General features: G+C 39.7%; 20 protein-coding genes. 13 read left to right on the forward strand and 7 right to left on the reverse strand.

All coding sequences use genetic code 11. The features are described 5' to 3' along the window. Nucleotides 1-142 precede the first annotated feature (142 nt). The gene (locus FTU64_RS13825; protein WP_180060068.1) at nucleotides 143-1,618 is read left to right on the forward strand and encodes an OmpA family protein; all 1,476 of its coding nucleotides are present in this window, start codon (nucleotides 143-145) and stop codon (nucleotides 1,616-1,618) included. 121 nt (nucleotides 1,619-1,739) lie between these two features. Then, complete coding sequence (locus FTU64_RS13830; RefSeq protein ID WP_180060070.1) at nucleotides 1,740-2,768, forward strand: DUF1311 domain-containing protein; 1,029 nt, start codon at nucleotides 1,740-1,742, stop codon at nucleotides 2,766-2,768. Between the two features lie 49 nt (nucleotides 2,769-2,817). On the opposite strand, the gene FTU64_RS13835 is transcribed toward FTU64_RS13830, so the two are convergent. Next, the gene (locus tag FTU64_RS13835; protein ID WP_078188616.1) at nucleotides 2,818-3,264 is read right to left on the reverse strand and encodes a universal stress protein; all 447 of its coding nucleotides are present in this window, start codon (nucleotides 3,262-3,264) and stop codon (nucleotides 2,818-2,820) included. 142 nt (nucleotides 3,265-3,406) lie between these two features. Then, the gene (locus FTU64_RS13840; protein WP_078191806.1) at nucleotides 3,407-3,850 is read right to left on the reverse strand and encodes a universal stress protein; all 444 of its coding nucleotides are present in this window, start codon (nucleotides 3,848-3,850) and stop codon (nucleotides 3,407-3,409) included. Between the two features lie 312 nt (nucleotides 3,851-4,162). On the opposite strand from FTU64_RS13840, the gene FTU64_RS13845 reads away from it, so the two are divergent. From FTU64_RS13845 to FTU64_RS13855, 3 genes are all read left to right on the forward strand, one after another. Beyond that, nucleotides 4,163-5,170 carry an alpha/beta hydrolase gene (locus FTU64_RS13845; RefSeq protein WP_180004902.1) on the forward strand — a complete coding sequence of 336 codons (1,008 nt, stop codon included), beginning with the start codon at nucleotides 4,163-4,165 and terminating at the stop codon, nucleotides 5,168-5,170. An 81-nt stretch (nucleotides 5,171-5,251) separates the two neighbouring features. Next, nucleotides 5,252-5,596: an SMR family transporter gene (locus FTU64_RS13850; protein ID WP_078188613.1), complete on the forward strand. Its 345-nt coding sequence runs from the start codon at nucleotides 5,252-5,254 to the stop codon at nucleotides 5,594-5,596. A 1-nt stretch (nucleotide 5,597) separates the two neighbouring features. Further along, nucleotides 5,598-6,158 (forward strand): TetR/AcrR family transcriptional regulator, encoded by a 561-nt coding sequence (locus FTU64_RS13855; protein WP_180060072.1) that lies wholly within the window; start codon nucleotides 5,598-5,600, stop codon nucleotides 6,156-6,158. 330 nt (nucleotides 6,159-6,488) lie between these two features. Here FTU64_RS13855 and FTU64_RS13860 read toward each other — a convergent pair whose 3' ends face one another. The 4 genes from FTU64_RS13860 to FTU64_RS13875 form a co-directional block, all read right to left on the reverse strand. Continuing rightward, nucleotides 6,489-7,658, reverse strand: a complete 1,170-nt coding sequence (locus tag FTU64_RS13860; RefSeq protein ID WP_180060074.1) for a benzoate/H(+) symporter BenE family transporter — start codon at nucleotides 7,656-7,658, stop codon at nucleotides 6,489-6,491. A gap of 561 nt (nucleotides 7,659-8,219) precedes the next feature. Beyond that, complete coding sequence (gene leuE, locus FTU64_RS13865; protein ID WP_180060075.1) at nucleotides 8,220-8,870, reverse strand: leucine efflux protein LeuE; 651 nt, start codon at nucleotides 8,868-8,870, stop codon at nucleotides 8,220-8,222. A gap of 73 nt (nucleotides 8,871-8,943) precedes the next feature. Continuing rightward, complete coding sequence (gene tal, locus FTU64_RS13870) at nucleotides 8,944-9,933, reverse strand: transaldolase (RefSeq protein WP_078191801.1); 990 nt, start codon at nucleotides 9,931-9,933, stop codon at nucleotides 8,944-8,946. A gap of 89 nt (nucleotides 9,934-10,022) precedes the next feature. After that, on the reverse strand, nucleotides 10,023-10,913 hold the full coding sequence (locus FTU64_RS13875) for a LysR family transcriptional regulator (RefSeq protein ID WP_111884264.1): 891 nt from the start codon (nucleotides 10,911-10,913) through the stop codon (nucleotides 10,023-10,025). A gap of 116 nt (nucleotides 10,914-11,029) precedes the next feature. Here FTU64_RS13875 and aceI point away from each other — a divergent pair, with 116 nt between their 5' ends. Together aceI and FTU64_RS13885 are read left to right on the forward strand one after the other, a co-directional pair. After that, nucleotides 11,030-11,455 carry a chlorhexidine efflux PACE transporter AceI gene (gene aceI, locus FTU64_RS13880; RefSeq protein WP_078191799.1) on the forward strand — a complete coding sequence of 142 codons (426 nt, stop codon included), beginning with the start codon at nucleotides 11,030-11,032 and terminating at the stop codon, nucleotides 11,453-11,455. A 204-nt stretch (nucleotides 11,456-11,659) separates the two neighbouring features. Next, nucleotides 11,660-12,763, forward strand: a complete 1,104-nt coding sequence (locus tag FTU64_RS13885; protein WP_180007892.1) for an OmpW family protein — start codon at nucleotides 11,660-11,662, stop codon at nucleotides 12,761-12,763. Between the two features lie 67 nt (nucleotides 12,764-12,830). Here FTU64_RS13885 and FTU64_RS13890 read toward each other — a convergent pair whose 3' ends face one another. Continuing rightward, nucleotides 12,831-14,351, reverse strand: a complete 1,521-nt coding sequence (locus FTU64_RS13890) for an acetyl-CoA C-acetyltransferase (RefSeq protein WP_180060077.1) — start codon at nucleotides 14,349-14,351, stop codon at nucleotides 12,831-12,833. Between the two features lie 241 nt (nucleotides 14,352-14,592). Between FTU64_RS13890 and FTU64_RS13895 the strand changes: the two genes are divergently transcribed. The 6 genes from FTU64_RS13895 (at nucleotide 14,593) to dnaX (ending at nucleotide 21,998) form a co-directional block, all read left to right on the forward strand. Further along, entirely contained in the window at nucleotides 14,593-15,984 is a 1,392-nt protein-coding gene (locus tag FTU64_RS13895; protein WP_180055166.1) for a 3-oxoacyl-ACP reductase, read from the forward strand. Nucleotides 15,985-16,153: 169 nt separating this feature from the next. Then, nucleotides 16,154-17,008 carry a MaoC/PaaZ C-terminal domain-containing protein gene (locus FTU64_RS13900; RefSeq protein ID WP_180060078.1) on the forward strand — a complete coding sequence of 285 codons (855 nt, stop codon included), beginning with the start codon at nucleotides 16,154-16,156 and terminating at the stop codon, nucleotides 17,006-17,008. Between the two features lie 75 nt (nucleotides 17,009-17,083). Further along, the gene (locus tag FTU64_RS13905) at nucleotides 17,084-18,370 is read left to right on the forward strand and encodes a serine hydrolase (protein ID WP_180060080.1); all 1,287 of its coding nucleotides are present in this window, start codon (nucleotides 17,084-17,086) and stop codon (nucleotides 18,368-18,370) included. Nucleotides 18,371-18,454: 84 nt separating this feature from the next. Further along, nucleotides 18,455-18,907, forward strand: coding sequence for a copper resistance protein NlpE N-terminal domain-containing protein (locus FTU64_RS13910; protein ID WP_180060082.1), 453 nt, complete (start codon nucleotides 18,455-18,457; stop codon nucleotides 18,905-18,907). 79 nt (nucleotides 18,908-18,986) lie between these two features. Beyond that, nucleotides 18,987-19,718 (forward strand): hypothetical protein, encoded by a 732-nt coding sequence (locus FTU64_RS13915; protein WP_180010374.1) that lies wholly within the window; start codon nucleotides 18,987-18,989, stop codon nucleotides 19,716-19,718. Nucleotides 19,719-19,778: 60 nt separating this feature from the next. After that, the gene (dnaX, locus tag FTU64_RS13920) at nucleotides 19,779-21,998 is read left to right on the forward strand and encodes a DNA polymerase III subunit gamma/tau (protein WP_180060084.1); all 2,220 of its coding nucleotides are present in this window, start codon (nucleotides 19,779-19,781) and stop codon (nucleotides 21,996-21,998) included. Nucleotides 21,999-22,004: the final 6 nt, after the last annotated feature.

Here is a 22,004-nt window from a genome sequence, read left to right on the forward strand (position 1 = left end):
GCTGGCTTTTTTAGTGAAGATTGAAAATAAAAGAAGAAATTAAAGCGTTGACAAGTCCGAACAAATTATTACATTTGATCAAAAAATAAGCATATAAACTGAAGTACACATGAAAATAATGACAACTGCATGGAGTACAAATATGAGTATAGATTTATTAGCGCTTATTAAGCAGCACGTCTCCTCGATTGTGCTGGACGGTGATACACAACACTTAACTGAAAAAAATTCAGCCATTAGCCAGTTTATTCCATTCCTGTTAAATATTTTTCGATCCAAACCTGAATTTATTGATGCCTTTCAAAAACAGTTAAACCCACGTATTAGTGATATATTTTCGGCAAATCCCACATTAAAAGATCAATTTCTGCAACATCTTGGTGGCGGTGCTGCTCCAGCGTCAGAAATAGAGCAGACCTTGAATCATTCGATCGCCCCAACCATAGGGGTGCTTGAAAATGAAGCGGGTTCATCTGATCCTGTCGCAATCACGCATTTACTTGATAATCATGTAGATAGCATTTTGGCGGCACTACCACAATGGGCAGTGCCTTTACTCGCAGGTTTAGGGGTAAACACTGCAGCTGGCCGTACATTACACCAAGCGCCTGTTGTTGAACCAACACCTGTTATCGTTGAAGAAAAACGCTCGAATTGGTTATTACCAATTATTGCGCTGCTTATATTATTGGGTCTGATCGCATTTTGGTTTAAGTCTTGTACTAATAAAGAAGAACCAACCACCTCTGCAACAACGGTTGCACAGCCTGCTGCATCTCAGCCAGCACATTTGCAATTTAGCACCGGTACAGATGGGCAGTTAACCAACTGTCAAATTCAAACTGGTGATTCAAATTATCTTGAAATTTTGCAGCAACAAGTCAAACAGATCTTTAACTTTAATACGGGTTGTGGTGCTTCATCTGATGCCAGTTACCATACGCAATTTATTGATCAAGATACCATTCCAACGGTTCTGCAAAAACTTAAAGGTGTGCCAAATACCACTTTAACCTGGACAGAAAATCAGTTATCGATTTTGTCGCAAAATCCTGCGGATGCTCAAAGCCTTGCCAATCAAATTAAGCCTTTAGCAAAAAATATGACGGTATTGATTCAAGAAGGCGTGAGCGAACAAACTGCAGTAGATAACAGTATTACTGATGCACAAAAAGCATTAGCGAGTATTAACCCTGAACAAGTTCGTGCTCTAGATGTTGCGACTGCGCTGAACTTACAAATTATTAATTTTGCGACAGGTTCATCTGATATTCCTGACGTGAATAAATCGATTTTGGATCAAGCGGCAGCGTTAATGCAGCGCGCAACACAGGTACATCTGACTGTACAAGGTCATACCGACGCTGTGGGTAATGCGGAAGCGAATAAAGCTTTATCGCAAGAGCGTGCACAAGCTGTGGTGGATTATTTGGTGTCGAAAGGCGTTGATCCTGCACAGCTTCAAGCGGTGGGTTATGGTCAAGAAAAACCGGTAGCAGAAAACAGCACCAAAGAAGGTCAATTCAAAAACCGACGTATTGAGTTTGAAGTTTTAAATACCGAGAATGGCAAAGTACGAGATGTTACCAATGAAGGCGTGACTGAAAAGGCCAATTAAAACCGTACTAAATGAGATGATATATAAAAAATCCCTGCACATGCGGGGATTTTTCTCGTCAAAGCGCTGTAATTTTGAGTAAAATACGCCCGAAGAATAAAATCATAATGGTACTTATACAATGAAAAAAATAGTCATCACGAGCCTCATGTTGTCTGCGGCATTAATATCCGGCTGTGATAATTTTAAAAATAAAAAAGATACAGAAGCCAAAACGGAAGCGCCTGCTTTGGAAGATTGGAGTTGTACTGCACAAGCCAATATTGACCAATTGCAAGATCATTTAAAAAAAGAATATCTCAAAGAATTAAACAAAGAAATACGTCAGTCAGATTATGAAGCCGATCAGCAACTCATGGATCTGATTGTAAAAAATCTAAAATTTAACATTCAAAATGTCACGACTTTAACTGAAGACCCTAATAAAGCCAAAACATTGGAATGTAGCAGTCAATTGTTGGTGGTTTTCCCGAAAGGATTACAAAAGCGTGCTGAAAACGCCTTTGCTGAACGACCATGTGATGAAGGCTGTGAAGAACGTGGTAATTATACTTTGAATGATTCACTCGAAGATGGTGAGTCAGGCTTAAGCATGGACAATGATCAGCTTAAAGGGAACTTTAGCTATAGCATCACTAAAACGGACAAAGATGGTTTAAGTTTAAGTGTCCCAAGTCAAAATGACGTAATTGATAGCGTTGTAACAGTGACACGTCATGCGGTGCTATATGCGGCATATAGTGCTCAAAATAAGCGAGACGAAGAATCCTATCAGCAAGGGATGGAGAGTCAATCTCAACAAATGAGCCTTGCACAAAAGGCGATGGATATTCGTAAGAAAGAGCTAGATCAGGATAATGCCAAAGTGGTGGACCGTCTCAATCAGACTTGGGATCGTTTTAGTGATGAACAAAAGGCGGAGTTACAGCAAGATCAAGCAGACTGGTTTGAAAAGCGTGATATCGACTGTAAAGTGCTTGCACAAAAAAGTGTTTATTCATTAAATGAAAGTGAAAAAGAGACTTATCAAAAGCATTCGCAATACTGGGATGATGCGATGAATACGCAAAATCAGGAGTTGCAATATACCAAATGTTTTAATCAGAAAACTACAGAACGAATTGTGTATTTAAATAACGTGTTTAATTGATCTAAAAGAAGAAAAGCCCTCAATGAAGGGCTTTTTTTTGAATCTTAGTTTATTGCTTGATGATCAAAACAGGAATTGGGCACTGCGTTAAAATATTTTGTGCTACGCTGCCCAGCATGGCTTTTTTTAAACCTGTGCGTCCATGTGAACCCATGATGATTAAGTCTGCAGAGATTTCATCAGCCACTTGTAAAATCCCTTCAGTTGGCGATACACCATGAATCAAACGAGTTTTAACTTCGATACCATCACGTACAAAGGTTTGTTTGATATCTTCTAAACGCAGCTGAGCACTTTTTTCAGCCTGCATAAAATATTCAGTGATTGCAGGTGCAACAGCATAGAAATCGACACCAACGAATGGATCAACAGCAACAACACTAACAATGGTCACTTGTGCATTTTGACTTTTAGCCAAGCTGAGCGCATGTTCAACAGCAGAATATGAAATTGGAGATTCATCCACAGGGACTAAAATTTGTTGATATTGACTCATATCTGCTTCCTTAATATTTTAAATGTTATCAATCTAATCTTGCTCTATTCACGATATTGTATGAATTAGACAAAAGGGTAAGCTTTTTGGTGAAGGGTGTGCTGAATACAAAAAAAGCCCACATCATGTGGGCTTGGTCATCTTAAGCTTTTACAACCAACACGGGTAATTCAGTATTGCTGAGTACATCTTGTGCGAAGCTGCCGAGTAGCATTTTCTTAAAGCCTTTGCGACCATGTGAACCCATCACGATCAAATCAGCTTTGACTTCATTGGCTGCTTCTACTACACCTTCAGCAGAAACTTGGCCTTTAATGATTTTACTTTGTGCTTCTACACCCACTTCAGTTGTAATTTGCACAGCTTCTTTCAATGCAGATTCTGCATTTGCATAAGCTTGTACGAAATATTCTTTCATGATTGATGAAGAATAATAGAAGTCTGCATCGGTAAATGGGTCTTCAGCAACAAGGCTGATTAAAGTGAGTTGGCTGTTAAATGCCTTGGCAATAATTGCAGCTTTTTTAACTGCAGAAAACGAGATTTCTGAACCATCGACAGGTACTAAAATGTTTTGATATGACATGGAACAATCTCCTGTAATTTTGCTTTTAAACCCTATAGATTATTGATAACACATTGTCGTGAATGGTTCAATTTATTAATCTAAAAAATATTGTAAATTCATAAAATTACATAAATTAATGTCGATAAGTCGTCAAATAAATCTGAGCGAAAAACTCGGACTTTGCTCAAAAAATATTAAAATAAAATCGACTAATTTTCTCGGATTTTGAGCCTAAAAGATCAATATAAACTTTATAAAAATAAGCCTAAACTATATACAGATTTTAAATCTAAGATTTATAACAGAATTGATGCGATTGGATAGTTAAAAATGTCATATAAAGTAGGGTTGGTTGTACTCAGTATTTGTTCAGTGTTGCATTTGTCTGGTTGTCAAAACACGCAAAGCAGTACCAAAGTGATTGCAGGTGCTTTTAACTTATCGACACAAGTTCAAAAGACCTTTATCAACTTACATGCACCTGACAATGTTATTGTGCAGTCAAATATTCAATATCTACAAAATCCAAATTTAAACTTGGATATCTATCAACCTGAAACAAGTACAGCGATTGCACCAAGAGCAACGATTGTTTGGATCCACGGGGGCGGTTGGGTCTCTGGCTCAAAAGAACATGCAGGGGGATATTTTAAGCGGCTCGCAGCCCAAGGTTATAATGTGGTTTCGGTTCAATATCAGTTTGCACCTGAAGCCATTTATCCCACACAGCTCAATCAAATAAATGCAGCACTGACTTTTTTGAATCTACATGCAGCACAATATGGTATTGATTCGCAAAATATGTATTTGGCAGGGGATTCTGCAGGTGCAAATATGGCCAGTCATTATGCCGCCTTGGTTACGAATCCAGATTTTGCGCAAGCGTCAAAGATTCAACCTGTATTAAAGCCTTCACAGCTTAAAGGGCTGATTTTACATTGTGGTATTTATGATTTAAACAGCTTTGTAAATACTGCACCCGACGAGATTGGACTGATCGAGTGGGGCGTCTATAACTTGGTTCAGGCGTATACCGGAGAAAAAAAAGATGATGCCGAGTTTTTAACGCGTATTTCAACGGCCTCAAATATTAATGCAAATTATCCGCCTGTATTTATCAGCGGTGGTAATAAAGATTTTTTAACCAAAACGCAATCTGAGCCTTTTGTAGAAAAATTGAAGGCAAATAATGTACCTGTGACGGCGGTATTTTATCCAGATTCGAAAGAATATTTGGTACATGAATATCAATTTATGATGAGTAAAAAGGCTAGCCAGCAGACCTTTGATCGCACTTTAGAATTTTTGCAACAACACGTACAGTCCGTTAAAAATTAAAAACAGACTTAAAATGCTTGCAGAATAATCTCTAACTTAATAACATACCTACCAGTTGGTATGTTTGTTTTGGAATGAATAATGAATTCGGTAACATTGGCGTATGGCTTACTGTCATTGGCGATTATCTCAGAAGTAATTGGTTCGACATTTTTGGTGAAGTCAGAAGGGTTTACCAAACTTGCGCCTTCATTGGCTGTCGCAGTTTTATTCTGTTTGGCATTTTATTTATTGTCTCAGGTGATTAAAGTCATACCACTTGGTATTGCTTATGCCATTTGGGCAGGCGTTGGTATTGTTTTAACTGCACTAATTGGCTACTTTATCTTTCGTCAAAGTTTAGACCTCCCAGCCATGTTAGGGATAGGCCTGATTGTTTCAGGTGTGGTCGTAATTAACCTGTTTTCAACTTCTGCTGGACACTAGTATGGATAATCCGCATCAGCGCAAGAAAGAACCTCAACTGATACGCCAAAGTATTTTGCAGCATGCAATCCGTCTTGCTGCAGATAAAGGTGTCAACGGGGTGTCGATTCAAGCCGTTGCGGATTTAGTTGGGGTCACAAAAGGTGGTGTATTTCATCATTTCTCAAATAAGCAAAAGCTCTTAGAGTCCATGATCGTCATGCTTTTAGCTCAATTAGACGAGGTTGTTGACCGATTGATTGACGAAGACCCTGAGCCATACGGTCGTTTTACCCGAGCCTATATTGAAATTACCTTAGAAAAACAAATCATGGGTTTGCAACAGTCATGGTCCGCGATTTCGATGACCATGCTGACCGATAAAACTTTTAATGAATATTGGATTGAATGGATGAACTCACGTTTAGAGCGACATCATCAGACCGATTCAGATATAGAACTCAAAATTGTTCGTTATGCAGCCGATGGTATTTGGCTCACCGCTTTTACAGAAGTGGAAGACGAAAGCGAAACCGAATTATTAAAACAAGAACTTATCGCCCGAACGTATCGAGCGAAATAGATTAAATAACTGATGTTACACACGTAAAAGTAATTACGCATTTTTAAAATGATTTTTAAGTCTATTCGACGGAGGCTTACATCTAGGGATTAAATAAAGGGATTAGCCTTCGGTTGGAGGTGCTTTTGTTTAGGTAAAATGAGAAGCGTGCTTCGTAAGGAAGCCATCTTGCGGAGCATTGCTCCTCACCGCAAAACTTGTTCACTAGTGTCTAATTATTCAAAGTATCGCAAAAACATTTTTGATTAGAAATAGTCCTATCTCAAACACTTGCGGATGACGTTACCGCGTATCATTCTTTTATTTGAAGCAAATTATTTAACTGAGGGCTTAATTTCTCTTATATTTGAAAATAGCATGTACGACTAAACCAAAGACCAACCCCCAAAACGCGGAACCAATACCAAAAAATTGTACGCCCGATGCACTAAATAAGAAGGTGAGTAGAGCAGCGTCACGTTCACTCGCTTCTTGGAAAGCAATGACGATGTTGTGTCCAATGGTGCCTAGTAGGGCAATTCCTGCTAAAGCGGTAATAAATACCAATGGAAAAGCAGTTAAGAAACTCACCAAAGTGGCTGCAAACAGGCCCATCAAAATATAAAAGAAGCCACAAGTCATACCTGCGATATAGCGCTTTTTCTCATCGGGGTGGGCTTGGTCATCTAGACTGATGGCCGCACTAATCGCAGCAATATTGACACTAAAACATCCAAATGGCGCGAGTAGCGTTTGGGCTGTACCAGTCCAACCAATCAGTTGATTGACGTGGGGTTGATAACCATAACTTTTAATCATGGCTAAACCCGGTAAATACTGAGAGGCCATATTGATTACAAAGAGTGGTAACGCCAAACCCAGTATTGCTGAGATCGAAAATTCAGGTGTGACCCAAACCGGCTGTGCGAGTTCTAAATTAAGCGCCGGTAATTGAAAGCCAAGTAATAATGGACAAAGCATGATGCCAATGATCACCGTAATGACAATGCTATAACGTGGTAACAGTCGTTTACTGAGGACGTAAGCCGCGAGTAAACCAAGAACGAATGCCCATTCATTTTGTAAACTGACAAATAGCTCAATACCAAATTTAAGGAGTACACCCGCCAACATTGCACTAGTTAGACATTGCGGGATATAGCGCAATATTTTTTCAAAAATACCTAAAAATCCAAGTATTGCTGTCAATAAGCCACAGACCAAGAAAGCACCTAGGGCGGCATTCATGCTGTAACCATTTGCAGTCGCTAAAATCAGTGCCAGTCCTGCAGTGGACCATGAAGTCGCAACGGGATATTTAAATTTCCAAGACAGAATCAGCCCGCTTAAGCCGATACCCAAACCTAGAGCCCAAAACCAAGAGGTTATTTCTGCTGTGTTGGCACCGAGCAGTTGTGCAGATTGGATCACCAAAACAGCCGAGACACTGATCCCGACTAAGAACGTAATAAAACCTGCAAAAGCAGCTGGAATGGAAAAGTCTTGGAGTAGTTTTTGCATAATGATCGAGCTATGAGTATTGTTGGCGCAGATTTAAGATGACATTTTTCAGGATGATACGCTCAAGTCCTGTACAGTAAAAGTGCTCATCGAGAGATTATGGAAATACTTTATTTATTCACTGATGTTACGCAGTAACATCAGAAGAGCCATTTGATTCAAATAAAAGAACGATACGCGGCAACGTCATTCGCAAGTGTTTGAGACAGGACTACTTCTATTCAAAAATGTTTTTGCGATACTTTTGAATAATTAGACGCTAGTGAACGAGTTTTGCGGATGACAATGGTTTTGGGTACTTTTGCCGAAACAAAAGTACCTCCAGCCGAAGGCTAATCCCTTTATTTAAATCCTAGATGTAAGACTCCGTCGAATAGACTTAAAAAGCATTTTAAAAATGCGAAATTACTTTTACGTGCGTAGCATCAATTATTAACAAACGGCACTTTAATAGAACGAATCGACAACCACACATTGTGGATGTTTCATCCTTTTAAAAGTTAAAGGCATCGTAGATTATCCGGAGTTAAAACTTTGAGCTTTGTACTGTATACATATCGTTTACATGGTAGATGTCGCAAGCTTTAGACCAAATCCACAAAATAGAAGGCCAACCGCTGCTACACAGCATGCCGTAAATTTATAACGATGGCTAAAATAGGTGGCCAGTTTTGCACCCGAAAAGATCAAAATCGTTAAATAGCTCATACTGATAATTTGCAGCACGATCGCGAGTGCGGTGAAAGTAATCGCAGGATATGGATATGCAGGATCGACGAATTGTACAAAGAACGATAAGTAAAAAAGAATGGCTTTAGGGTTTAAAATACTGATGGTTAATGCGGTCTTAAACGGTTTCAGTTCGCTCAAACTCAATTGTTTAGTGTCGAGTTGTTCTGGCGTTTGAACGGCATTCCATGTTTGGTAGGCAGCCTTGAAAAGTTTGATACCTAAATAACTTAAATACAGCGCACCGACAATTTTTAATAATAAGAATAACCAAGGGAAGGCGTGAAGTAAGGATGCAGCACCGAGAGCGGTGAGTAAGATTAAGATCAAATCGCCAGTATAAACGCCAAAAGCGCCTAAATAGCCGACCTTAATGCCATAGCGAGAAGCAACAGACATGACATAAAGTGAATTTGGCCCGGGTAAAATCACAATTAATATCGTACCAATAATAAAGGTCGTTAAGTCTGTGATTCCAAACACTGAAGACACTCAAATAAAAAACCGAAGCTGTAGTATACAACTTCGGTTCTAGATGAAACTGAAAATTTCTAATTTATGCTTTTATTTCAGCATCTAAGCCAAAAGTTTGACGCAGTAAGCTACTTAATTGCTCACGGGCTTTAATAAAACCATCAATACCGCCTTGTAATAGTTGGAAAGACATTAAGTCTTTTTCAACTTCAGCTTTGAAAGTTTGCTTGTCGAGCACTTGTACATCGTGTTGACAGTGTGCATGTGCATGATGATTAGACAGTTGCACTTCAACGGTACGCTGATCTTTTTCCAGTTCTGCCAATAAATTTGGTGAAACTGTCAATAAATCACAACCTGCTAAGCCAAGCACTTGATCAATACTACGGAAGCTAGCACCCATAATTTCAGTTTTGATGTCATGTTGTTTGTAGTAGTGGTAAATCTGCTTCACTGATAATACCCCCGGATCTTTCTCAATCGGGTAGCTATCCACATTTTCAGCTTTTTTGTACCAATCTAAAATACGACCAACAAATGGCGAAATCAGCGTGACTTGAGCATCTGCACAGGCTTGAGCTTGATGCAAACCAAACAAAAGCGTCAGATTACAGTGAATGCCTTCAGCTTCAAGGGCTTTAGCGGCTTGAATGCCTTCCCACGTTGAGGCAATTTTAATTAAGATACGGTTTTGATCGATACCATACTGTGCATATAAAGCCAATAACTCTTTAGCTTTTGCAATGGTGGCATCAGTATCATAGGACAAGGCTGCATCGACTTCTGTAGAGACACGTCCTTCGATCAATTTTAAAATTTCTACACCAAATTTGACCGTAAGAATATCGATGGTGCGCTCAACCAGCTCATCATTTTGATAACCTTCTTTACGCGCTTGTTCAAAAGCACTTTCAATCAGTTCTTTATTTTCAGGTTGATTTGCCGCTGCTGTAATTAAAGATGGATTTGTGGTCGCATCCAATGGACGGAATGTATTAATCGCAGCTAAATCACTGCTGTCAGCAACAATCGTTGTTAGGCTTTTTAATTGGTTTAACGCATTTTGAGTCATTTGAAATCTAGTTCTTAATGTTCTTGGTGTACATACTTTTATAACACAATCTGTTTAGAACCCAACCAAAAACCGCCCAATTAGGCGGGCTAAATCGTAGTTTTTCGTGAATTTCGGATGTGATTAATCAAAAAATGAGCAGCCGAGCCGAGTGGTTTTTCACGGTTCCAGACCAAGTCGACGAAATATTCAAATTTGGGTGTGAAATCTTGAAAGCTTAAGATTTTAAGTTGATCTTTGAGCGTCGGATTTTCATTAAACATCTCTAATGGAAGCACACCCCAACCCAGCCCTTGAATAATCATCGAACAGGCAGAGTGGTGGTTATCTGTACGCCAACTGTGTTTGGAAAATAACAATTCTGGTTTGATGCTTTTATCACGACTCGCGACCACGATTTGTCGACTTTGCAAAATTTGCTCAAAACTGACTTGCTTAAATTTCGACAGGGCATGTTTTGTCGCAGCAACAGGAACCAATGCTTCACGCTTCAATTCGACAAATTGTTCATAGCTCTCAAGCTGTTCACGTTCAAACATTAGAGCAAGCTGCGCTTGACCTTGTAATAGCATCTTTTGGGCATCTTCTTGAGGCGCAGAAAAAATATTGATTTGCAAAGATGGAAAATGAGTTTCTAGCAAAGAGATATAGTCGGTCCACTGTGTATGAAGCAGTTCTGATACCACTACGATATTCAGTGAAGACTCTAAACCATGACTCAGCGCAATCGCATGCTGTTTCCACTGATTGATTTCTATCAATAATTGTTCAGTTTTTTCATACAGGTTAAGCGCTTGAGCGGTGGGCACAGGTTCACGACCAACGCGCTCAAACAGTTTAAGGTTGAGATCAATTTCGAAATTGGCAATGGACATGCTGACTGCTGAAGGCACTTTGCCGAGTTGTCTGGCAGCTGCGGAAAATGATCCTGTTTCCATGACTGTTTTAAAAATCATCAGTTGTTCTTGATTAATATTCATGTGCATACAGAAGAATAAAGGAATACAACCTTTCAATAATATTGAAAGAATCTGACTCGATTAATCAATAATATAAAAATAAAATAAGTTTTTTACAAATGATAGAGTGTTTCAAAATGACGATTTCCAAGAGAAGGATTATTCATGCGCTAAGCTATGAGATCATCCTATTGGTGATCATTGCTATTGCGTTAAGTTTTATTTTTAAAGTTCCGATGGAGGTGACAGGTACGCTAGGTATTGCGATGGCGGTGACTTCTGTGATTTGGAACATGATTTTTAATCATTATTTTGAAAAATTTGAAGCAAAAAGAAAGTTAAAAAGAACCTTTGGTGTACGTGTTTTACATGCGATTGGATTTGAAGGCGGCTTAATGCTTGCAACCATCCCAATGGTGGCTTATGCCATGCATATGACCTTATGGCAGGCGATTTTGCTCGATTTTAGTATGACCATGTGCATTTTAGTCTACACATTTATTTTCCAATGGTGCTATGACCAGATCGAAGCGTACCTAGGTTACCAACCACAATATCGTTAAATTTCAATAAGAAAATCACATTGGCCTGTACTGATAAATACAGGCCTTTTTTGCATCAAAATAGTGCAATATTTAACAAATAATAATATATAAAAACATAAACTAACTATAAAAAGTTAGAATAATTACATAACTTTTAAATATAAGAACAAAGAATGTTTTTATAAATTAATTAAAAAAATATGCAAAACAAGGAGTTAGCATATGAAATTGATAAAAATTGTCACACCTGTTGTTTTACTTGGGCTTACACAATTTACATTTGCAGATGGTAACTTTAAGCGCTTTTCTGTATCTGCAGGTTGGTTACACGTGATGCCGCAAGGAAAGGCGAATCCTTTTAACATTAATACTTCTGTGGCAAATGGGACACAGGCCAAAGTTGGAAGCATTAGTGAAGAGGGTTTTTTACAAGCAATTGACCCAAATGCAACGATTCAAGACGGTGATAACACAGTAAATTTAAAGGAGACTTTAGGAACATTATTAGAAGATAGTTTTATTAATGGACTCATGACAGATGGCAAAGGCAATATCAAACCAGATATTGCAGGGACATCGACATTATATGGATTGGAAAATTGGTCAGCAGGAGGCACTGGTCTAGAAGCAGAGGATGTTGATACTTTAGGTTTGATGGTCAATTATTATATCAATGACAACGTATCCTTACAGATGATTGGCGGTATTCCTCCCAAAGTGGATATTCAAGGGAAAGGGATGATTACGGCACCTTTATCTGGCAATGCAATGCCGGGAGGTCTTGCTGGTTTGCTGTTTCCGGACGGTTTACCTTTGGATTATGATGTACCAATTACCAATCTGGATGCTTATGGTAAAGCAGCAACAGCGCGTGCTTGGACGCCAGCATTTCAAGCTCAGTATCAATTTGGAAAATCGGGCGTGAATAAATTCAGACCTTATGTAGGTGCAGGGATTATGTATGCGTATTTTAATGATATTGAACTCAATAAAGGTATTGAATCTGACTTAATTGCTGCAGGGCATATGATTCAAAATATTAAGGATAATCTTGCAGGTGCTGCATTAGACGGTAAAGAATCATCAGGTAAAATGGTGGTCGATGTCGATGCGGATGATGCGATTGCTCCAATTGTCACACTCGGTTTTACCTATGACTTCACCCCAAATTGGTTTACAGCAGCTTCAGTGTCTTATGCAAAGTTAAATAATAAGACCAAGATCGATGTGATTAACCAAACGACCGGTGAACAGTTAATTCATGCAACGACAAAGATCGATATTGATCCCATCATTACTTATTTAGGTGTCGGTTATCGTTTCTAAAAATTATGAAATCTCTGAAATAAAAAACCGCTCATAAGAGCGGTTTTTTGCTTTAAAGCATAAAGGATTATTTTTCAATAATCGCTGTTACGCCTTGACCACCCGCAGCACAAATTGATACGAGTACACGGCCTGAACCTTTTTGGTTCAATAGTTTTGCAGCAGTTGCAATAATACGACCACCAGTTGCAGCAAATGGGTGGCCTGCAGCAAGAGATGAACCTTTCACGTTCAATTTAGAACGATCAATTGAACCCAATGGTGCATCTAAGCCTAAACGTTCTTTACAGAATTTAGGATCTTCCCAAGCTTTCAGTGTAGACAATACTTGAGATGCAAACGCTTCATGAATTTCATAGTAATCGAAATCTTGTAGCGTAATACCTGCACGTTCTAGCATACGAGGTACTGCATACGCTGGCGCCATCAATAAGCCTTCTTTTTTCTCTACAAAGTCAACCGCCGCTGTTTCTTGGAAAGTTAAATAAGCAAGAACTTCGTGACCGTTTGCTTTTGCCCATTCTTCTGACGCGAGAAGGACACATGATGCACCATCAGTTAGTGGAGTCGAGTTACCCGCAGTCATCGTACGCGCATCGCCTTTACCAAACGCTGGTTTTAACTTCGCAAGTTTTTCTACTGATGAGTCTGCACGTAAGTTGTTGTCACGTTCTAAACCTAGGAATGGCGTAATCAGGTCATCGAAGAAACCTTCTTCATATGCAGCTGCCATTTTTTGATGTGAAGATGCCGCAAGTTCATCTTGCGCTTCACGAGAGATACCCCATTCAAGTGTCGTAATTGCTTGATGGTCACCCATAGAAAGACCTGTACGTGGTTCACCGTTCTTCGGTGCATCCATCAAATCTTTAACATTAATTTTAGTTAATGCTTTTAGGCGGTCTTTACCCGTTTTAGCAATGTTCAATTCAAGTAAAGCTTTACGTAAACCATCACCAAAAGCGATCGGTGCATCAGAGGTTGTATCTACACCGCCAGCAACACCCACTTCGATTTGACCCAAAGCAATTTTATTAGCAACCAAGAAAGCAGCTTGTAAACCTGTACCACATGCTTGTTGAATATCGTAAGCAGGTGTTTCAGGAGCAAGTTCAGTATTGAGTACACACTCACGGGTCATGTTAAAGTCACGACTATGTTTTAACACTGCGCCAGCAACAACTTCACCAAGGCGTTGACCTTGAAGGTTGAAACGTTCAACAAGACCATTTAATGCAGCGGTGAACATATCGCTGTTTGATGCAGTGAAGTAAGCGCCGTTAGAACGAGCGAAAGGAATACGATTACCACCGATAATAGCAACGCGGCGAACTGTGTTTTGACTCATGATATTATCCTGTTGAACAGACGTTTGAGTTGTTGATTTTGAAGCTGTTTTAGGGTTTGAAGCGGGTGTCTTAGTACGTGTAGATGCACGACGAGGACGGCTTATTTTAGCGGCATCACTTGTAGACTTGGTTGCTGTGCCCGTACTTTTAGCGGTACGTGGCGTACTCTTTGATGTATTTGACACAGTTTCCGTAGTCGGAATTTCGACTGCTGGATTTTCTTGAGTTGTTTTGCTCATAAGGCTTTTCCAAGCATGTTGATGATCTTCTTGATGGCTACATTAGCATATTCACCAAAGGGGTAAATTGACTAAAATGACATTCGCTAAAGCATTCAGGTCAAGCCATCTGCGGTTTAACTCAAGTATGATTCCATGGAAACTGATGGAACTATTGAAATATAAGTATCTGACATCATCTTGAAGTTAAAGGGATATCTTCAGATCCATCAAAAATTAATCTGTATGAGAGATAATAAACATGACTGATCAATACCAAACATTTGCAAAATCTCCTATTGGTAAATTTGTCATCAAAAATTTAGGTTTACCATCACCGACTTTTTTAGAGCGTTTTGAGTCTGCAACACCTGTAGTTAAAGGTGCGGTTTTATTCGGTGCAGCGCCTGCTTCAACATTATCTGGTGCTATTGCACAAGTCTTGGCAAATATTCATGCCAATAGCTATGCAGGCAATAATGCTGAATTACAACAAGCTGCGGCAAAATCAGGTCTAAACTTAAGCGCATTCAACGAAGGCGATAAAGAGTCTAAGTTTAAAGTTGTGGTGTTTGATGCTTCAGGTATTCAAAATTCAGAACAACTTCATGCGCTTTATGCATTCTTTAATCCAATTGCACGTCAAATTCAGGCGTCTGGTCGCGTTGTCGTTGTTGGTACAACACCAGAAACTGCGAAAACTGTGAAACAAGCCATTGCACAACGTGCATTAGAAGGTTTTGTAAAATCAGTCGGTAAAGAGTTTAAGAAAGGGATTGCTGCACAGTTAGTCTATGTGGACGAAGGTGCTGAAGCAAACTTAGAATCTGCATTACGTTTTGTAATTTCACCACGTTCAGCTTATGTATCGGGTCAGGTGATTCGTGTATCTAAAGCAGATGTTGTGGATGTTGATTGGAATAAGCCGCTTGCAGGCAAAACAGCTGTTGTAACAGGTGCAAGCCGTGGTATTGGTGAAGCAATCGCACATGTATTGTCACGTGATGGCGCGCATGTGATTTGTTTAGACGTTCCACAGCAGCAAGCAGACCTTGACCGTGTTGCAGGTGAAATTGGCGGTTCTACGCTCGCGATTGATATTACTGCAAACGATGCCGGTGAAAAAATCAAAGCGGCTGCAGCTGCTCAAGGTGGTTTGGATATCATCGTGCACAATGCAGGGATTACCCGTGACAAAACTTTGGCCAATATGAAACCTGAGCTTTGGGACTTGGTGATTAACATTAACTTGTCTGCGATTGAGCGTGTAAATGATTACCTTCTTGAAAATGATGGCTTCAATGCAAATGGTCGTATTGTGTGCGTATCTTCTATTTCAGGTATCGCAGGTAACTTAGGTCAAACCAATTATGCTGCTTCTAAAGCAGGTGTTGTTGGTGTGGTTAAATTTACTGCTCCATTATTGAAAAATGGCGTAACCATTAATGCTGTTGCTCCAGGCTTCATTGAAACGCAAATGACTGCTGCGATTCCATTTGCAATCCGTGAAGCAGGTCGTCGTATGAACTCGATGAGTCAAGGTGGTTTACCTGTAGACGTTGCTGAAACGATTGCGATGTTTGCTTCAACGGCATCGACAGGCTTGAACGGTAACGTGGTACGTGTGTGTGGTCAAAGCTTGTTAGGGGCTTAATACATTCCTCTTAAAACTCCCTCTCTTTAAAGGAGAGGGCTAGGGAGAGGTAAAAATTTGCTATAAATGGAATGGGGCTAACCCTCATTCTAGCCTTCTCCTCGAGCCATATATGGCGCAAGAGAATAGGCTTTTAAAACATTGAAATAAAAACTTCCAAAGGTTTAGTATGAATACTCGCCATTTTAGTCAACTTCCAAAACCTTATTTAGCCTATCCAAAAGTGATTCAAGGCTTGATTTTTAAAAAGTCTAAAGCTGAAAAAGTGCTGCCGCAAGTTGAATATGTGGTGGATTCATTTAAGGTTGATCAAAAGCATTTAAAAGCCTATAACGAAGTGTGTGGCTTTAAAAACAATGGTTATATCCCAGCGATTTATTTGGCTGTGCTTTCTCAAAGTTTGCAAATGCATATGATGACCACGGAAGCTTTTCCTTTTGCGATCTTAGGTTTGGTACATATTCGTAACCAAGTGAAGCAATATCGCAAAGTCGGTGTGAATGAAACACTGTCATTGTCATGCAAATTTGGTGAATTACAGCCACATGATAAAGGCGTGCAATTTGACTTTATTACCACTGCAAAAGTGGGCGATGAAGTGGTTGTAGAATCATTAACCACGTATTTAGCACGTCAAAAAACAGAGAACAAAGCTGCGGCAAAATCTACCGAAACAAAGCCAGCAGAGTTGCAAGTTCAAGCTGAATGGAATGTTTCTGAAAATACCGGTCGCCGTTATGCGTTGACTTCTGGTGACTTTAACTTAATTCATATTCATGCTGTAACAGCAAAAGCGTTTGGTTTTAAACAAGCTATTGCACATGGTATGTGGAGTAAAGCTAAAGCCTTGTCGAGCTTAACTTTGCCAGATGCCTATGAAGCAGATGTATGGTTTAAATTACCGATGTATTTGCCTTCTCAAGTTGAGTTCCTTACTGCACAAACGGGTAAAGATACAGAGTTTGCCATTCGAAATAGTAAGAACAAAAAACCGCATGTCGCGGGAAGTGTGAAGGCACTTTAAGACTTAAGCCTAAATCGATATCGATTTAGGCTTTTTTGTTTTAATCTCAAGCGATTCATATTCAAAGGAATGATGATGCAGGCGCTCAAAGAATATCTATTTGCACAGAAGAATAATTATCAAGGTACGGTTGACGAGGCGTTTCAAGATTTGGCGGCGCAATTTAGCCGGATGCAGGATGCTCGAACCCACTTAGGCGGAGCCGCCTTAGTGGTGTATTTTAAAGGTCAAAAAGTCGTAGATATTTGGACTGGTAAAAGGTCAGCCGAAGAAGCTTGGCAGGCCAATACACCCTCAGTCTGTTATTCCACGGGTAAAGGCGTACTTGCAACGCTTGCACATATCTTAGTGAGCGAAGGCTTTCTAGATTACGATACTCCCGTTGCCGTATATTGGCCGGAGTTTGCTCAAAATGGTAAGTCGGATATCACATTAAGGCACATGCTGAGTCATCAAAGTGGTTTATACGATATCCGTAATATCATTGAAACAGCATCTGAAATGGCTGATTGGCCACATATGCTTAAAGTCATCGAACAAGCTAAGCCACGTTTTGAGCCGACAACTGATGCGGCATATCAACCGTTAACCTTCGGTTGGCAAGTAGGTGGTGTACTTGAAAAGGCCACTGGTCGACCGCTTGCTGAACTAATGCAACACTATTTGGTTGAGCCTTTGGCATTGGATCATGCATTTTTTGGCGTACCAGAGCATCAACTTGGTAAGGTTGCACGCTTGATCCCGAAAAAGAAAAAAGAAGAACGTGCTGTAGATACATCTGCACAAGAAAATACCCAAGCGCAGACAACGAAAAAAAAGACAGAGACACGAAAAGCGTCAATCTTTGATCAGCTTCTGCAACTTTCTGGACAAAATTTGCAAGACTTTCAAGATGGTATGATTCCTAAAGGAATGCGCAAGTTTTCATTTTTTAGTGATGAGGGTTTACAAGCCATTATTCCTGCGGCAACAGGCGTATTTAGTGCCAATAGTTTAGCGAAAATCTATGCAATGCTAGCCAATCATGGCCAGTGGCAAGGACAGACCTTAATCACAACACAAGTTTTTGATTCTTTAAGTGAAATTCAATATAAAAAACGTGATCGTATTATGCCTTTACCGATGAATTGGCGTTTGGGATATCATCGAATTTTGACTTTAGGCAAATCGAGTCAAGGTTTTGGACATATTGGTTTTAATGGTTCTGGGGCCTGGTGCGATCCGCAGCGTGATTTAAGTTTTGCTTATACACATAACTTTGCGACGGGTTCAATCACTGGCGATTATCGCTTATGGGGCTTAACTCAAGAAACGCTACGCTGTGCAGACAAAGCACTTAAAGGACGTAAGGGCTGGCTTTAAGATACTTCCGGATAGAACAGGAATTGGGGAAATGTGAAAAATATGCTATTTTCCCACGCAGTTTTAGACTGTTGTGATATCCCTATGAAAAAAGTTGTTTTGATTCCCTTAGTCGCAACGTCGGCAATGTTGGGTTGTCAGGATTCAACTCAAACGAAAGCAAAAGAGATAGAAGCGATTACTGCCGAAAAACAGCAAGCTGCATGGGTCGGTGATTTTAAAGGTACCACGCCGTGTATGGGCTGTCTTTCTCGTTGTGAAGATTGTCCTGGCATGGCTGTGGCTATAGAGCTACATGAAGACCAAACCTATACACTCACTCGTGAAAGTCTAAGTGGTCATAACGAAGTAGAAGTGCTAAAAGGTGTAATTCGTTTTAAAAATGAATCAAAGCAGCAGCTAGAACTTATGAATGTGCAAACGCGCAATCTATTGTATGTAGATTTGGATCAGCAATTACTTGAAATTCGGGAAGACCAGACGGCGAAACGCTATCAAATGCAGAGTGATTTTTTGCTTAAGCGGGCAGAGACTTAATTATAATTAAATCGTTCTTTCTTTACGTAGTTTGTCAGTCATGATAAAAAACCACTTTATAGTCTAATTTTTATAAATAATGATAAAAAAAGAATTATCAATTACGGAGTTATTTGGAATTTTATCCATAGCAGCCCTCACAATTTCTGTTATTTCGAATGCATTTTTCTATTACTCTTTAGATGCTATATGGATAATGTCTGTTTTATCTCCATCATTTTATATTTTTGAAATTATTAAGGTATTAGTCTTAAGTTGTTCAGTCATAGCCGTAGTTGGTGTTCTATTAGATTTCTATAAATTTTTATTTAAACAATATTGCAAAAGTAAGCCTAAAAAGAAAATTTTAGTTTCTAATCATATTACGGAAGCAGAGCTGAAAGAAAAAATCGAACAGTTTTTAAAAAAGCATAAGCTGCTACAAGCTATATTTGTCATTATTGTATGTGTTAGTGGGCTAATTACGCTCTATGTAAATAACTTTATTGGTCAAACTTCAATGCTATGGGGTGCTGTTCTAATTGGTATAACTCTCAATATTTTTACCGATGATGAAGTGCGCAGAGATAAACCACTTAAATTTTTGGTGTTAACCATTCTTGCCATATTTGCTACCTGTTTTTCTGCACAGTTAAAATTAAATGATATAAAGAAGTCGCCTGTAGCTACATTGAAAATCAAAGACGTAAATAAATGGTATGTTCTGGACAGTTTTCAAGGTAATGTAATCTTGTTTAATGATTCAGAAAATAAATCAAATATTAAAGTCGTTAAATTCGAAGATATTGATCGAATTAGTTCCACTGACTAAGAACTTCATTCACTCTTAGACAAAAAAACAGTATGCTTACACCTGTAAAAAGGAGCATACATGTATCAAGTACTTGCACGAAAATACCGTCCACGAAATTTCATTGAACTCGTGGGGCAAAACCATGTGTCACGCGCACTTACCAGTGCCTTAGAACGTGGTCGGTTACATCATGCGTATTTATTTACAGGTACTCGTGGCGTGGGTAAAACCACCATTGCCCGTATTTTGGCAAAATGTCTGAACTGTGAAACAGGTGTAACCTCAACGCCTTGTGAAGTCTGCCCAACGTGTAAAGCAGTAAATGAAGGTCGTTTTATTGATTTAATTGAAATCGATGCGGCATCACGGACCAAAGTTGAAGATACCCGAGAACTTCTCGACAACGTTCCTTATGCACCAACCCAAGGTCGCTTCAAGGTTTATCTAATCGATGAAGTACATATGCTCTCTACGCATTCATTTAATGCGTTATTAAAGACTCTCGAAGAACCGCCAGAGCATGTGAAGTTCTTATTTGCAACCACAGATCCACAAAAATTACCGATTACTGTCATTTCACGTTGCTTGCAATTTACTTTGCGTCCTTTAGCCGTGGATGAAATCACCACGCATCTGACCGATATTTTACAAAAAGAACAAATTCAAGCGGAGCAAGATGCGATTTGGCAAATTGCTGAATCGGCTCAAGGTTCACTGCGTGATGCATTGTCACTAACTGATCAAGCCATTGCCTATGGTCAGGGTTCAATTCAGCACCAAGATGTTAAAGACATGTTGGGCCTAATTGACCGTACGATCATTTATGATTTGATTTTAGCCATTCATCAAAATCAGCGTGAGCGCGTGAGTGCTTTACTCATGCAATTCCGTCAACAAGCACTGGATGTTTCACTGGTATTAGATCAGTTGATTTCGACTTTGCATGAACTGGCATTATTACAATACTTGCCAGACTTAGCGTTGAAATATAGCGCTGAGATCAATCAAAAAATTATGCAATTGTCGCAGTTGATTTCAGCTCAAGATTTGCAGTTGTATTATCAAGTCGCATGCAAAGGTCGGGCAGACTTGCAGTTGGCAGTCACGCAAGAGCAAGGTTTTGAGATGTGTGTGCTGCGTCTATTAGCATTCCGACCATTACAGCCAAACGAAATGTTGGCCTCTGCCGTACAGCAAGAGTCAGCCGCACAGCCACAGCTTGCTCAAAATCAGGCCGAAACAGTTCAGCCGACTCAAACACAGTCTTTGCAGCAACCCAATACCGTTGTTGAGTCTGCTGCACAGGTTGCCACTGTTGAGCAGCCTGAAGCTGTACCCGCTGTAGACACATCGCCAGCTTTCGATGATTTTGATGATTCACATTATGATGACGATGATGGCTATGTTTCTGCACCTGCAGTCGATGAACCTTCATCTGATGATTTTTTAGATGATCCTGAAGAGGATGTGATTAGCCAAACTTCTACAGCATCTACATCAAATGGCACTCTAGATACGCAAGAGGTTGCATCTGTTGAATCTGTAGCGACACAGCAAAATGACACGCTTGTTATGGATGCCGTGGCAGAAGATACATTATTTGATTTAGATCCGACGCCGAGTACTGAAACTGAAGAAGTTGATGTAAGCGCTATAAATTTTGAAGATATTGCACCTTTAGAATCAACAGCTTTAGAGTCAACAAGTACACAGACTGAAACGACTCAGCCACATTTGACAGATGTAGTTGAGCCACAGCATGAGGTGAATGAATCAGTTTCGGGGGCTCAAGATCACAATGGTTTTGATCTAGCATCACCACAAGTTACGCTAAGTTCAGTTTCTTCGGATGCTGTTCAAACGGGTTCATCTTCTACTTTGATGCCACAAGATATTTTGACTTTACAGCCTCAAAACCTAGAAGGTGAGTGGACGGTCGAAAAGTGGGAGTATTGGTTCCGTAATAGTCAACTTTCACCTGCGGTACAAGAGTTGGCGCAGCATGGAATTATGCGCGGTACGATTGACGGTGAATCGACTTTCCATATTCCAAAGCGGTACGAAGCTTTAGTGACTCAATTACAGCATGTATTGGAACAAGCGATTCATACGCAATGGTCAAAATGTCGTTTCCATATCAGCTTTGAAGATGTCGAAGAAACCACACCATATGCTTTACAACATGTCCGCAAGGAAAAGGCCTTTGCACGTGCAAATGAGTTATTACATGCAGAGCCTGTTGTGAAAGACTTACTCAAAAGCTTTGATGGTGAGTTGCAAAATATCCAGCTCAAATAAGTTTTA

The sequence above is a fragment of the Acinetobacter sp. YH12128 genome, from assembly GCF_013418655.1.
Taxonomy (GTDB): Bacteria; Pseudomonadota; Gammaproteobacteria; order Pseudomonadales; family Moraxellaceae; genus Acinetobacter; species Acinetobacter amyesii.